The sequence below is a fragment of the Polymorphobacter megasporae genome (genome assembly GCF_018982885.2).
Classification (GTDB): Bacteria; Pseudomonadota; Alphaproteobacteria; order Sphingomonadales; family Sphingomonadaceae; genus Polymorphobacter_B; species Polymorphobacter_B megasporae.
The window spans coordinates 2,129,886-2,144,118 of record NZ_CP081848.1 but is presented as its reverse complement, the minus strand read 5'-3'; the positions used below and the strand labels follow the sequence as shown (position 1 = coordinate 2,144,118).

Annotated in this window: 11 protein-coding genes and 1 tRNA gene; 4 read left to right on the top strand and 8 right to left on the bottom strand. The window is 67.2% G+C overall.

Annotated elements, in window-relative coordinates:
• Positions 1 to 262: 262 nt before the first annotated feature.
• From KTC28_RS10175 to KTC28_RS10160, 4 genes are all read right to left on the bottom strand, one after another.
• The gene (locus KTC28_RS10175; RefSeq protein ID WP_216708798.1) at positions 263 to 937 is read right to left on the bottom strand and encodes a hypothetical protein; all 675 of its coding nucleotides are present in this window, start codon (positions 935 to 937) and stop codon (positions 263 to 265) included.
• A 136-nt stretch (positions 938 to 1,073) separates the two neighbouring features.
• On the bottom strand, positions 1,074 to 1,790 hold the full coding sequence (locus KTC28_RS10170; RefSeq protein WP_223132234.1) for a hypothetical protein: 717 nt from the start codon (positions 1,788 to 1,790) through the stop codon (positions 1,074 to 1,076).
• Between the two features lie 315 nt (positions 1,791 to 2,105).
• Positions 2,106 to 2,888, bottom strand: coding sequence for an undecaprenyl-diphosphate phosphatase (locus KTC28_RS10165; RefSeq protein ID WP_255602432.1), 783 nt, complete (start codon positions 2,886 to 2,888; stop codon positions 2,106 to 2,108).
• An 83-nt stretch (positions 2,889 to 2,971) separates the two neighbouring features.
• Positions 2,972 to 3,946, bottom strand: a complete 975-nt coding sequence (locus tag KTC28_RS10160) for a complex I NDUFA9 subunit family protein (protein WP_255601904.1) — start codon at positions 3,944 to 3,946, stop codon at positions 2,972 to 2,974.
• Positions 3,947 to 4,163: 217 nt separating this feature from the next.
• Between KTC28_RS10160 and KTC28_RS10155 the strand changes: the two genes are divergently transcribed.
• A tRNA-Leu gene (locus tag KTC28_RS10155) sits at positions 4,164 to 4,250 on the top strand.
• Between the two features lie 31 nt (positions 4,251 to 4,281).
• Here the strand turns inward: KTC28_RS10155 and KTC28_RS10150 are convergent.
• Positions 4,282 to 5,289 carry a glycosyltransferase family 2 protein gene (locus KTC28_RS10150; protein ID WP_216708796.1) on the bottom strand — a complete coding sequence of 336 codons (1,008 nt, stop codon included), beginning with the start codon at positions 5,287 to 5,289 and terminating at the stop codon, positions 4,282 to 4,284.
• Positions 5,290 to 5,589: 300 nt separating this feature from the next.
• Here KTC28_RS10150 and KTC28_RS10145 point away from each other — a divergent pair, with 300 nt between their 5' ends.
• Complete coding sequence (locus tag KTC28_RS10145; RefSeq protein WP_216708795.1) at positions 5,590 to 8,091, top strand: DegT/DnrJ/EryC1/StrS family aminotransferase; 2,502 nt, start codon at positions 5,590 to 5,592, stop codon at positions 8,089 to 8,091.
• On the opposite strand, the gene KTC28_RS10140 is transcribed toward KTC28_RS10145, so the two are convergent.
• Complete coding sequence (locus tag KTC28_RS10140; RefSeq protein ID WP_216708794.1) at positions 8,037 to 9,413, bottom strand: HAMP domain-containing sensor histidine kinase; 1,377 nt, start codon at positions 9,411 to 9,413, stop codon at positions 8,037 to 8,039. The two genes, KTC28_RS10145 and KTC28_RS10140, sit on opposite strands and share 55 nt — an antisense overlap.
• A complete protein-coding gene (locus tag KTC28_RS10135) occupies positions 9,407 to 10,138 on the bottom strand; it encodes a response regulator (protein ID WP_369426550.1) in 732 nt (243 codons plus the stop codon). The genes KTC28_RS10140 and KTC28_RS10135 overlap by 7 nt, the downstream gene beginning before the upstream one ends.
• A 320-nt stretch (positions 10,139 to 10,458) precedes the next feature.
• Here KTC28_RS10135 and KTC28_RS10130 point away from each other — a divergent pair, with 320 nt between their 5' ends.
• Positions 10,459 to 11,757: an MFS transporter gene (locus KTC28_RS10130; protein WP_255601903.1), complete on the top strand. Its 1,299-nt coding sequence runs from the start codon at positions 10,459 to 10,461 to the stop codon at positions 11,755 to 11,757.
• 99 nt (positions 11,758 to 11,856) lie between these two features.
• Entirely contained in the window at positions 11,857 to 12,450 is a 594-nt protein-coding gene (locus KTC28_RS10125; protein ID WP_216708792.1) for a DUF4337 family protein, read from the top strand.
• A gap of 21 nt (positions 12,451 to 12,471) precedes the next feature.
• Here the strand turns inward: KTC28_RS10125 and KTC28_RS10120 are convergent, their stop codons facing one another.
• A complete protein-coding gene (locus tag KTC28_RS10120; RefSeq protein WP_216708791.1) occupies positions 12,472 to 14,163 on the bottom strand; it encodes a hypothetical protein in 1,692 nt (563 codons plus the stop codon).
• Positions 14,164 to 14,233: the final 70 nt, after the last annotated feature.

Here is a 14,233-nt window from a genome sequence, read left to right as displayed (position 1 = left end):
GTAGTACCGTTTCGGGACTACTCGTTTCGACCACGAAAATTTAAACGTTTGTTTCGATGCTTGGCGGGATCAGCGTCGCGGAACGGCCATGTCAGACGGTGTCGCGTCGCTGGCAGCACGCCGCTGCCGGCGGGCAGAACGTCGCCGGACGCCTTTGCCGCCACAAACTCCGCCGACGGCGACGCACCCTATCGTCGACCCCAAGACACCGACCGTCCCGCCGCTCGACGATACGACCGCAGACGAGAGCGACCACCCTCGTTCAGTCGAGCTCCCACATGATGCCGGGCGTGCTGACGCTGTTCTTGGGGAGGTATTTCGCCCACAGCCCCGAATCCAATTGCCACGGCGGGATGCAGCATACCCCCGCCAGCCAGAACTGGACATGCTCGCGGACCTGCGGAAACACCTTGTTGCGATAGAGCCAGCGCAGTTCGGAATGGGTGATCGTCCGCGTCTTGGCTGTGGCATCCGTGCCATGCGGCGTGTCTTGCCCATGAACCGGGCCGGAGGTGTGGGTCTTGTCGACCACCTCCTTCATATCGATGCCATCAAGCAGGAAATGGACGTGTTTCTTGACGTCCATCGTCGCCCAGTAGAGCGACCCCTTCGACTTGATGCGCCACTCGCGGTTGTTCTTGACCGGCCCGACCTTGAGTCCGGCGAGCGACGTCGCCCGGATATCCATGTCCGAATCGCTGACGATGCCACCATATTTCGGATGCTTTTCAAGCGAGGCAAGGAATGATCGCTTGTCGGCGTCCTTCCCTTTTCCGTCGAGTGCTTGCGCGCGATCCGTCGCCAGCTCCTGGATCTTGTCCTTGTCCGATGCCCCCTCGTCCTTATGGGCGAGCGCGAACTCGGTGATCACATTGGCGTAGCCGAAGATATAATCGCCGGGAACGAATGCGGTCCGCCAAGGCTTTTCCATAGGCATGCGAGACACCTTTCGGCGAGAGAATCAGGAAACTTTGCCAACCGAGCCGTCAACGCTACTTGCTCGCAGGTCACACAAAAGCAACTAATCACGCCCGGCAGCACAGTTGACGGACGCCGATCCAAGTCTAGCGAAGTTATTTTTCTGACGCCAGCGAAACAACTTTCCTACACGACGTAAATTTTACATAGACTCGTCGATGAAACACACACCTCCCCCCTTCGCCCCCGCCACCCTTCGCCCGCGCGACGACGGCTGGACCCCCGATCGCCAGCGTATTTTCATCGAGCGTCTCGGCGATACCGGCAGCGTCAAGAGCGCGTGTCGTTCGGCGGGCATGAACGCATCGAGCGCGTACCGCCTCCGCCAGCACCCGAGCGCATGGGCGTTCGCCGATGCGTGGGAGGCAGCGCGGTCCGCGGGAATGGCGCAGATCACCGATATTGCGATCGAGCGCGCGATGTATGGCCAGAAGCAGGAGGTCTATCAGCGCGGCGGCCTCGTCGGCATGCGGACGATCTTCGACAACCGGCTGCTGATGTTCCTGATGCTCAACCGCGGCCGCCTCGCCGACAACCGCTTTCACCAGCCGTTGTATGCCGTAAGCGACAGCGACAGCGACGACGACACGACCGAAAGCGCTGACGACGCTTATGCCGAAGCCCTTGTCGCGCTCGATGTGGAGCTCGAAGCGGAGGAAGCCGCGATCGCGGCGGAGGAGGCCGCGCGCGATGCGGAGGAGGCCGCGGACGATGCGGCGGAAGCAGCGGCGGCGGCTGAAGCAGCGCTCGTTGCGGCCCGCGCAACGACCCCCGCTTCGTGTGGACTTCGTGGACTTCCGGCAGCACCGCACGCCGCTCCCTCACCCGCGGCGGGTCACTCAATTAATAACCGTCATCCCGGCGAAGGCCGGGACCCATTTTCCGTAGACGGTGGTGCTGAGGCGACGCCCGTTGAACAGCCGGGCACAATGCCCGACGGTCTCTGGAAAATGGGTTCCCGCCTTTGCGGGAATAACGGGGTTAGTGCAGGCTGCACCAGCGATCGTGACGACGTGAGCGCGGGTGGCAGCGGCGCGATGGTCGATTTCCGCGGCGCAGTCGAAACGCCCGTTTCGTGTGGACTTCGTGGACTTCCGGCAGCGTCGGACGACGAAGGTCCGCCAGCCTCAGACCGCGTAGATCCAGACCAGCGCGGCGATCCCCGCCACGATCCGGTAATAGGCGAACGGGGCGAAGCCGTAGCGGCTGATCACCGCGACGAAAGCGCGGACGACGATCACCGCGACGATAAACGCAACGACGAAGCCGATCGCGATGTCGTGGATTTCGCCCGCGTTGATCAGCGCGCGGTTGCTGACGAGTTCGAGAACGGTCGCTCCGAGCATCGTCGGGATCGCGAGGAAGAAGCTGAACTCGGCCGCGGTACGGCGCTCGACGCCCATCGTCAGCGCCCCCATGATCGTCGCGCCCGACCGGCTGACGCCGGGGATCATCGCGAGGCACTGGGCGAGGCCGATGCCGAGCGCGGTCCGCACCGGAATCTCAGACACGCCGTTGACCGTGACGCGCTTCGCCATCCGCTCGATGATCAGGATCGCGATGCCGCCGACGATCAGCGCGACCGCGACGACCTCGGCATGGCCGAGCAGCGCCTCGATCTTCTTGTGAAGGATGAAGCCGATCACCGCGGCGGGAATGAACGCGAGGAGGACGTTGCGGACGAAGCGCAGCGATACGGGATCGCGCGAAAGGACGCCGCGGATCACCGTCATGAAGGTCCGCCAGTACAGCACGACGATCGCAAGGATCGCGCCGAACTGGATGACGATGTTGAACAATTTCCAGCTGTCGGGGTCGTAGCCGAGCAATTTCCCCGCGAGGATCAGGTGCCCGGTCGACGACACGGGGAGGAATTCGGTCACGCCCTCGACGATGCCGAGGATGATGATGTCGGTGAGGCTGTGGCCGGTGCCGCTGGCGGCAGCACTTGCGGTCTGGACGCTGCTGGCAGCGGCGGCGATCAGGGACAGGGTCAAGCTTTCGTCTCCGGGTCGCGGTGAAAGCGGCCGGCGGTGCGATAGCGTTCGAGATAGGCGGGCGCAACCGCCTCGAGCGGGGTCGGCGTGATGCCGAACGCATCGAGCCCCGGCGCGCGCGCGACATTGTCCGACTGGAGCATTTCGAACTGCCCCGACGTCATCGGCACGAGCGGGACGATGTCCCCGGCGCGGCCCATCAGCTTCGCGGCGAAAGCGGGAACCTCGGCCATCGACTTGGTGCTGCGGATCTCGCGCATGATCCACGCGATGATGTCGCGGAAGGCATAAACCTTCGGCCCGCCGAGCTCGAAGGTCTTCCCGCCATACGCCGCCGGGTCGGCGAGCGCGGCGACGATCGCCTTCGCCACGTCGACGACGAACACCGGCTGGAAACGGGTATCGCCCGCAACGATCGGCACGACCGGGAGCGGGCCGCTCGCCATCGCGGCGAAGCGGTTGATGAACTGGTCCTCGGGACCGAAGACGATCGACGGGCGGACGATCGTCGCGTGCGGCAGCGCGGCAGTGACCGCCGCCTCGCCCGCGGCCTTGGTCGAGGCGTATTCGGCCTTGCTGCCCGCGTCGGCGCCGATCGCCGAGACCTGGACGAAGGCGGTGACGTTGGCGGCAGCGGCGGCGCGCGCGACGCTCGCGGCACCCTCGGCCTGGACGCCTGCGAACTTCTGCCCGCTGCGCTCGTCGAGGATGCCGACGAGGTTGACCCCGGCGTCGGCGTGGGTGAATGCCGCGGTCATGCTCGCGGCGTTGGTGACGTTCCCGCCGACGATCTCGATCTGGCCGAGCCCGCCCAACGGCTTGAGGAAGTTGGCGTTCTCGGGCGTCCGCACGACGACGCGGACCCGCGCGCCGGTCTTGACGAGCTCCTGGACGAGATACCGCCCAACGAAGCCCGACCCGCCGACGACGACGACTAGCCGGTCGATCAATGCAGAATTATTCCCGGCCATCGTCAGGCGATTCCCCGCTTGCTGCACAGTGGCGGGTCATGGCGCATCGTCCGCGCGTTTACAACGCCGGTGCGCGCGCGGGCCGCGCCGGGGTCGGGCGTTGCCCGCTTGGGCGTTCCCGCACGGCCCGCTCGCGCGGCGACCCGTTGCCCAGCCGGGCGTTCCGCCGTTGACAACCCGCGCCCCCCTCTCTACGCCGCGCCACTCGGCTCACCGTGCCCTGGTGGCGGAATTGGTAGACGCGCCAGCTTCAGGTGCTGGTATTGGTAACGATGTGATGGTTCGAGTCCATTCCAGGGCACCAGTGACCCCCCTCCCCCGGGGTCGCGCGCACGCTACCGGCGACGCGAACGAGGGTCGCTCCGATAGATCGCCAACTTCCGCCTCGACCGGTCGCCCGACAGCTGCATCGCAATTGCCCATAAGGACAGTTTGAGTATCAGGCCCGGCGCGTGCCGTTCGCGCAGTAAAGAACTGACGTAGCGCAAGACGAGGGATACACTAGGGCGATGACCTCCGCTGGCTTTCGCCAGTATTTCACGCGTGTGGACATAGGAGTGGTGATCGGGGTCGGTGATATCGGGAATGGGAAGGCCGTTCTCCGCCGCGATCGTCTTCAGGTGATGCAGCCTTTCCTTGTGCCGTTGGGCTTCGAGGGCGAATCTGACGGGGTTGAGCTTGCCGTGGTCGGAGAAGTTGGTCGCGTGATAGCGATAGCAGCCAAGCGCGCGGGCGATCTGGCGGACCTCCCCGAGCAACGGCGCGACGAGATAGGGGACGCCGTCGATGCTGTTCTCATAGTCGATGTCGCCGATGTAATTGAAGATGTCGGCACGGTGGACGTTGCCCGAGTTCGGCGGGGCGGCATAGGTCCCCTGCCGCTCGATCAGCTGGAGCAGGTCGGCGCGCGACTGGTCGCCCATCGCCGGCCACGGTCTGCCGACCGGCTCACCCTCTGGCCCAACGGGCAAGAGCTGGAACTGGACCTTGGCGACCCCGGGGGCGCAAACGGCAGCGACGGCGGTCAGGGCTCCGGGGAGAAGGTAGTCGTCGGAGTCGAGGAACAGGATATAGTCGCCCGTGGCATGGGCGACGGCCCGCAGGCAGGTCCGCGCCTGGCCGAGGTTCTCGTGGAAAACCGGGGTGATCGCGGCCCCGTACGACCGGATAATCTCGGGGGAGGCATCGGTCGAGCCGTCGTCGACGACGATGACCTCCTTGTCGGCATAGTCCTGCTGCAGCGCGCTATCGATCGCCTGCCCGAGATACGCGGCATAATTGTACGAGTTGACGATGACCGTCAGTCGTGGGGCCGACGTGCCCCGGTCGGCGACACCCGGCACGTCAGGTGCCGAATGAGTTTAGCGGTCGGGGTCCGGCAGTCAGGCGGCGGGTCAGCGCAAGCTCCTCAGTCTTCATCGGCATCCCGGTCCAGCGTCGCATCGATCGACCAACGCGACACTTCGCAAAACGCGCCACTCGACTGAACCCCCTTAAGACAGGGCCAGCCCCGGTGGCGGCGCAGTTAAGTATGATACTTGCGGCTCCGGCTCGAAACGGGCGTGAATCGTGTTGCCACCTTGCCGGTAACTTGTAGGTAATGGTTGTGAAGCAAGTGTTAGCGTGCGTGAGCGAGGATCGTGATGGACATTCCCCTGATTCGCCCCAATCCGCCGAAACTGTCGACGATGGTCGACCGGGTCCGCGAGATCGAAGACTCGGGCATCTATAGCAATTCCGGACCGGTCGTTCAGCGCTTCGAGCAGGCGATCACCCAGCAGCTGTTCGGCGGTCGCGGCGCCTGTCTCGCGGTCAACAACGCCACCTTGGGGCTGATGATCGCCATCAAGAGCCAGACCTACCGCATGGATCCCGCGCGCCGCCTCGCGCTGCTGCCGGCCTTCACCTTCGCCGCGACCGGGCACGCCGCGCATTGGGCCGGATTGACGCCGCTGCTGGTCGACTGCGACGAGGACGATTGGACGCTGTGCGAGAAGGCCGAGCAGCGGCTGCTGTCGGAGCATCGCGGGCGCATCGCGGCGATCGTCCCGTACGCCACCTTCGGCACCTCGATCGACCTCGAGCGCTATGCGTGGATCGCCCGCCGCCACGACATCGCGGTCGTCATCGATGCCGCCGCCTCGCTCGGCACCCTCGACGAGTCGGGGCGCGGTTTCGGCACCGACTGCCAGTTCCCCGTGGTCTTCTCGATGCACGCGACCAAGACCTTCGCGACGTCGGAGGGCGGGCTGATCTATTGCGCGACCCCTGCCAAGATCGAGACGATGCGGGCGATGTCGAACTTCGGCTTCGAGTCGGGCCGATCGGCGACGCTGCCCGGGATCAATGCCAAGCTCGCCGAGATCCCTGCCCTTTTAGCCGAGGCGAAGCTGGCCGAGATCGAGGACATCGCCGCGCATCGCTATGCCCTCGCCCAGCGCTATCGGCGCCAGTTGAGCAACTTCGCCTTCCAGCGCGCGCGCGGTCATCGCCAAGCCCCCCAGTTCATGCCGCTGCTCTCGCCCGCGTCGCTCGCCAAGCATCGCGCCGCGATCATCGCCAGCCTGAGCGAAGCCGGGATTGGCGCCGGGACGTACTTCAGCCCGCATCTTGGCGAGCAGCCGTGGTTCCGCGAGATCGCGGTCATCGACCCGCTCCCGGTCACCGCCGACATCTCGACCCGCATCCTGTCGCTGCCCATCACTGATTCGATGACCGAAGCCGACGTCGACCGCGTCGCCGAAACGCTGGTCGCGATCTGCGCACGGCTTCCGCGGTCGATCCCCGCGACGGCATTGCCCCGCGACCGGGTGCTGGGCACGGTCATCATCGGCGGCGGACCGGCCGGGACGGCAATCCTGTGTGCGGCGGCACGGTCGGGCAAGCTCGAACAGATGGCGGCGGACGGCATCGCCGTCATCGACCGCAGCGTGGCGATCGGCTCGGGGATGCTCGGGCATTATGCCATCACCTCCGACAGCACAGCCGAGACCTTCCTCAGCGCCAACGCCGCGCTGCCCAAGGGAGCCGGGCGCGAGATCGGAGACGCCAGCCGCGCGCTCGAAGACCATAAGGGCGCGTTGGGCGTGCCGCTAACGAAGGTCGGCGCCTACCTCGAGAAGTTCGGAGACATCCTGACACGGCGGATGGTGTCGCTCGGTGGCGAGGTCCTGCGCGGGCACGAGGTGATCTCCGCCCAGCGCACCTGCGACGGCCTTTGGTCGGTGCGGGCGCGGTGCATCGCCGACGGCAAGTCGATCGTCCTGACCGCGATGAACCTCGTCCTTGCCACCGGCGGGCACCAGCCGGCGCGGGTCATCGCCGAGGAGAAGGTTGCCGGGCGGACGCTCGTCGAACGCTGCGGCGACCGGCTGATCCAGTCGGATACCATCCTGAGCGTCGGCGGGCTCGAGCGGGTCGCCGAACTGCTGCCGAAGAACCGCCCGGCGCGGATCGTGATCGTCGGCGGTTCGACCAGCGCCGCGACCTCGGCCGCGCTGATGCTGCGCGACCGGGCGGACAAGCACTTCCAGGTCGAGCGGGTCACGGTCATGTCGCGGCGGCCGTTCCGCCTGTTCTATCCCTCGGCAGATGCCGCGCGCGCCGATGGCTACAGCGACTTCGACGAGGACGACATCTGTCCCCTGTCGGGCTTCGTCTACCGCCTTGCGGGGCTGCGCCTCGAAGCGCGTGAGCTGATCATCCATGCGCTTGGTATCGGCGGGCGATCGGGCGATCCGCGGCTACGCCTGCACCGGTTGGCCGGGGCGAGCGACCCCACTGCCGAGGCGGCGCTCGACACGGCCGATCTCGTCATTGCAGCGTTCGGCTACCGCCCCAACGCGCTGCCGCTGTTCGACGAGAACGGCCGCGACATTCGCCTGCGGAGCGACGGGCTCGCTGCCGGATCGATGGTCGACGATAGCTGCCGCGTCGTCGATTCGGCCGAGATGCCGCTCGACGGAGTCTATGGCGTCGGACTGGCTTCGGGGTTCGTCCCCGCCGGCCGCTTCGGCGGGGAGCGGAGCTTCCAAGGTCAGGCGAATGGCCTGTGGACGTGGCAGAATCCCGTAGGCGAGATGATCGTCGATCAGCTCACGGCCTCGCGCGTCGACGAGGTGCCGGGGCTTCGGATCACTGCCTGATCCGCTGCGTCGAACGTCACCGTCGCCACCAGCCCGCTGGTCTCCGCATTCCGCAGGCTGACGGTGCAGCCGATACGGCGGGCGAGCAGCCGGGCAATCGTCAGCCCTAGTCCCGATCCCTGACCGCTCGACCGCGCGGTATCGAGGCGGCGAAACGGATCGAACACGCGGTCGAGGTCGGCGGACGGGATGCCAGGACCGCGATCGGCGACGTGGATGCTGGTGCCGCGGTCCGCGACGTCGACCCAGATTTCGGCGCTGCCGCCGTAAAGCAGCGCGTTGTCGATCAAGTTGGCGACAATCCGGCGCAAGGCGTCGGGCTGCGTCCGCGCAATGATCCGCGACGGCGTCCGTATTGAGACCGGCTGCCCGACGTCCTGCGCGTCCTCGCACAGGCTCGCCACCAGCGCGCCGATGTCGACCGGGACCAGCGCGGCCTCACTGCCGCGCGACAGCCTCGCCAGCTCCAGCCCTTCCTCGATCAGCGCCGTCATCGCCTGTGCGTCGCCAATGAGCTTGTCGCGCAGGACCACATCCTCGATGCCGTCGAGACGCAGCCGCATCCGGGTCAGCGGACTGCGCAGGTCGTGCGAGATCGCAGCGAGCATGTACGTCCGCTCTTCCACCGTCCGGCGCAGCTGAACCTGCATGTCGTTGAACGCGATGATCGCCCGTCGAACGTCGCCGGGACCAGTCGCCGCTACCGGCGCGGCATCGAGGTCGGCGGCGATGCCCTGCGCGGCGGCCCCGAGCCGCGCGATCGGCCGCGCCGCCATCCGGGCGACGACCAGCGCAAGCGCCACCACGGCAAGCGCAAGCGCAACAAGGAACGAGGCACTCGCAATCGGCTCGGTCGGCCCCGGGCGCGGCGGCGCATCGACGGCGAGAACAATCGGCCGGCCCGTCCCAAGCGCGAGGCGGACCGCATAACAGATCGGGCGCGGCGGGCGCGGCGGATGGGGGCCGTCAACCGATGACAAGGACGGGGGCGGCGCAGCGCGGCAGGCCGCCGCCTCGACGATGTTGACGGTGACGTCGTGCGCGTCGGCAACACGCTGGATGATCCGCTGCGCGATCGCGGATGCCGCTTCGCCAATGGGGAGCCGATCGAGGCGGCGGGTGCCGGGCGGCGGCGGACCTTCGTCGAGGGCCGCGACGATCCGGTCGACGACGCGGTCGGCGCGTTCGGCCGACACCTCGGCGCGGCGTTCGAAGACGGCCAGCAGCGATGCGACCAACGCCGCAGCGGCGATGCCGATAATCAGCACCATGAAGATCCGCCCGGCCATCGAATCGACGAAGTGGCGGAGCGTGCTCAGCACTGCTCGACTGCCTCGCTGAAGACATAGCCGCGCCCCCGCACCGTCTTGATGATCGGCGAGCCATCGAGATCGTCGCCCAGCTTGCCGCGCAGCCGGCTGATCCGCAGGTCGATCGAGCGATCGAGCGCGGCATCGTCGGTGCCGCCGGTCAGGCGGTGGAGAACCTCGCGCGGCAAGACCTTGCCGCGATGTGCGATCAGCGTCGCGAGCAGCCGGTATTCACTGCCCGACAGCGGAACGATCAAGCCGTCCGCCGCGATCAGATGCCGGCGGCGGTGGTCGAGCCGCCATATGCCGAAGCGAACTTCGGCGGGTTCGCTCTCGAGCACCGGCTCGCCGAGCGGTATCGCCGCGGTCCGGCGCAGGACACTGCGGATGCGGGCGAGTAGCTCCCGCGGCTCGAACGGCTTTGCGAGATAGTCGTCGGCACCGATCTCCAGCCCGATCACCCGGTCGATCGGGTCGCCGCGAGCGGTAAGCATGATGATCGGCACATTGCCGGTCCGGCGCAGCCAGCGGCACACGTCGAGCCCATCCTCGCCGGGCAGGTTGAGGTCGAGGACGACCAGCGCGACGTCGCCGTGCCGGCCGAGCAGCGTCCGCAAAGCCGCGCCGTTCGATGCCTCCGACACGTGATAGCCGTTCGCCCGCAGCATCGCTGCGACCAGCGCGGCGATCTCGCGGTCGTCCTCGACGACAATGATGTGCGGTTCGTCCTGCATCATTCGCCTTTGCCTTAACTGCCGGATCGGGTCTCCGGCAAATGGTGTCAAACCGCCGCCGCTTCGGCCGACGGGTACACTTCGACGCGCGATTTGCCCGGCTCGATACACTGCGACACGCTTTGCCCGGATCGGGCCGCAGTCTGGCCGGATAGCCCGATCACGCCCTGTCGGCTGATCGGCCAGAGCGGCGCGTCCGGTTCGTTTCCCGCCGCGTACTCATCTTCGGGCGCGCACGATCAGCGTGTTCCTGCAGCTATCTCACGGCCTTGGGGTCCATCTTCGGGGCTGTGGACCGGGCAATAACAGGCGAGGCAAAACGGATGGCAACAGGGGCAATGGCACAATCTCGTCCGGGAGATGATGCGAGCGAGGTCAAGCGCGCCAAGACTGCGCTTCAGGCGCTCAATTTCTTCATGGCCGACATGCAGGCGGGGATCGGGCCGTTCCTTGGCGTCTTCCTCCAGCAGCGCGGCTGGGCGACAGGACCGATCGGCACGGTGATGACCGTCGGCGGGATCGCCGGAATGATCATGACCGTGCCGGCTGGTGCGTTCATCGATCATACCGAGAAGAAACGGCTGGTGGTGATCGTCACCGGCATCTGCACCGTGATGGCGTCGTTCCTGATCCTGCTGTCGCAGTCCGGCTGGGTGGTGACGGTGAGCCAGGTCGCAACTGCGATCGCGGGAGCCGCAATCGGCCCGGCGGTCACGGGCATGACGCTCGGTGTCGTCCGGCAGAAGGGCTTCAACGCCCAGAACGGCCGCAACCAGGCGTGGAACCACGCGGGCAACATGGTCGGCGCCGGCCTGTCGGGCTGGCTCGGCTGGAAGTTCGGCATGCCGGCGATCTTCTATCTTGCGGCGGTCTTCGGCGTGCTCGCCATCATCACCGTGATGATGATCCCGGAGGCGGCGATCGATCACAAAGCGGCGCGAGGGCTGGAAAACGAGGGCGGCGGCAAGGACGATGCGGAGGACGGAAAAGCCGAGGGCTTCCGCGCACTGCTCAAGAACAAGCCGATGCTGATCCTTGCGGCGGCGCTGGCGTGCTTCCATCTCGGCAACGGCGCCATGCTGCCGCTCTACGGTCTTGCCGTTGTCGGTGCAGGCAAAGGCAACCCCGCGCTGTTCACCGCGACGACGGTCGTCGTTGCGCAGGCGGTGATGATCGTCGCGTCGCTTGTCGCGATGCGGATGTCCGCCGGAAAGGGATACTGGCTGGTGCTGTTGATCTCGTTCGCGGCCTTGCCGCTACGCGGCTTTCTCGCGGGCACCTTCATCGAGAATTGGGGCGTCTGGCCGGTCCAGGCACTCGATGGTATCGGTGCCGGACTGCAGAGCGTCGCGGTCCCCGGTCTTGTCGCGTGTCTTCTCGCGGGCACCGGCCGGGTCAACGTCGGCCAGGGCGCGGTGATGACGGTCCAGGGCCTCGGCGCATCGCTCAGCCCGGCGATCGGCGGCTGGATCGCTCAGGGGCTCGGCTATCACATCGCCTTTTACATCCTCGGCAGCTTCGCGCTGGCCAGCCTCGCGCTGTGGATCGTATTCGCACGCACCATCAAAGGAGCCTGCGAGAGCGCCGCCAACCCAGACAACGGCGACGCGCAGTCGGCCTGAGTGGTAACAGCATGTCGCCAAAGCGAGAGAGATTTACCCTGATCGCGGGTAATGATCTGCGATAAGGGGCTTGGCAGATCGCGCAAATGAGGGTGCAAAATGGTCGAGCCTGCTGACGCCAAGGAAATGATCGACGAGGCGATCGAGCGCGCCGAAACCGAACGGTCGTCGGTCGACTCGGTCGAGCGTGCCACTGAGCGCCGCTTCCGCGACCGGGTCTCGCTCCTCGTCGGCGTCCTCGCGGTATCGCTGGCGATCGTCCACATGGCGGCAGCCGGCGCGGCGCGTAAAAGCCTGCTGAGCGGCATCGCGGCCTCCGATACCTTCAATTACATGCAAGCGAAGATCATTCGCGAGACCGTCGTCAAAGCCGCCGCGAAGTCGACCGCAGCGAGCGATGCCGACCGGCAAGCGTGGGTTGCCGAGGCCGCGCGGCTGCGCGGCCCGGACAAGGCCGGGCATGGGATCAATCAGCTCGAAGCCACCGGCCAGCGTGAACGGCAGGCAGGTGAACAGGCCGCGACCGCCGGTGAAGGCTATGAACTCGGCGAGACGGCGCTCCAGATGGCCATCGTCCTGCTGTCGATCGCGCTGGTCGCGCGCTCGCGGCCGATCGTCGGGGGCGCGGTCATCCTCGCGGTTGCCGGCATCGCTCTCGCTGTCGTGACCGCTGCGGGCGTGACGCTCCTGTAGTCGCGAGCGCGACCACCGCCGTCAGCCCGGCGGATGTTCAGGCTTCCTGTCCTTCTGCTCGGGTTCAGCCTTCGCATGGGCGAGATCGGCCTTCGGCCGCTCCATCGGCCGCGGCTTTGTAGCGGCGTCTTGCTTGCGTTGGACGTCAGAGGCAGCTCGCATTCTCCCTGCGGCCGCGGCCTCCTGGCGCTGCGCGTCGACGGCCTGCGCTCTGGCCGCCGCCTGGGCGTGCTGCGAGTCGGCCATCGCGCGAGACTTGTCGCGTTCCGCAGCGGCCGTCTGTTGGCGTTGGGCGGCCGCCTGCTGGTGTTGCACTTCAGGTGCAGCGCGGGCGTTGGACGCTTGCTGATGCTGCGCGTCGGCTGCGGCGCGCGCCTGATCGCGTTCTGCTGCCACCGCCTGCTGACGCTGCGCCGCAGCGGCTTCGGCCGACTGTTTGCGCTGTGCTGCCTGTTGGCTCTGCGCAGCCTGCTGGCGTTGAGCGTCGGCAGCGCGTTGTTCGTCGCGGCTAGCCTGCTGGCGTTGGACCTCCGCAGCGCGCTGCTGGCTCTGCATCGCCTGCTGGCGCTGGGCCTCGGCGGCGCGTTGCTCGTCGCGGCTTGCCTGCTGAGTACGCGTGGCGGCTAACCGTGCTTCGACTTCATCGTGCGCGGCCCCCGCGGCGGAAGCTCGCGCCGCATCGCCCTCACGGCGCGCCTCGGCCTGACTTCGCGCTGCCCCCGCTGCGGCCGCTGCCGCCTGAGCGCGAGCCGCATCGGCAGCGCGCGCATACCCGCCGTTGCCGAGCCCGGGCTGATAAGCAGTTGCTGGCCCGCGCGGTGAACCGGGATTATACCCGCCGTTGCCGCCGCCGAACGGCGTATCGTCGCGGCGGTTATCGCGCTCGCGGGTTATTGCCACCGTGGCGACGGCAACGCCGGCACCGATGGCTGCGGCATAGGCCGTGCGGCGGTTGGCCTCATCCTGCCAGCGGCGCCGCTCCTCATCCTGATGGGCGTCGTGCCATGCCTGCCAGTCGGCGTCGCGGGCGCGCGCATCGTCATACGCCTGCTGCCGCGCGGCGAAGTCGGCGCGACGCTCCTGCCACTCGGCGGCATAAGCGGCCTGGCGCTGATCATACTGCGCGGCGTGATAAAGCGCTCGCGCCCGCGACAGATAGGCGGCTGCCTGCGCCGCGCGCTGCTCGGCATAAAGATCGGCGAGCGGAGCACCATCGGGGCCGTAGACCGCGACCAGCGCGCCGTCCTCATACGCATAGCCGCCCTGCGGATCGGCGACGTAGAACGGCTGCTCCGCACCGGCCTGATAGTAATAATAGCGTTCGCCCTGAGGCAGTTGCTCGGCGACGCGATACGCCCCGTCGTTCGCCCTCCAGACCCAAGGCCGGGTGCCCTGATAGTCGACGGTATAGTCGGGCGGCGTGCTGCCGAACGCTTTGTTGTATTGAACCGCGCGATCGACGTAGCGGTACCGCTCGGCGGGCCGCACAGCCACGCGCACTTTTGTTGCACTCGGCGGCAACACAGCGGGCGCTGCAGCGATCGGCGCGGGCGGTGTTGCGGTCGCCAGCGGCAGCGCGGCAATCGGCGCGGCGGTCGCCGGCTGGGTGCCGCTTGCCGGCGTTGCCGGGGATTGGTTGCAGGCGGCGAGCGCCAGCGAGGCGGCGACGGTCGCAAGTGCAAGGCGCGAAGCGGTAAACCGGGCAGATGTCATCACGTGTCCCCATCAACAACTGCCGTGACGATGGACGGCGCGCGCTGAACGCGGGACGAACAAACCCGTT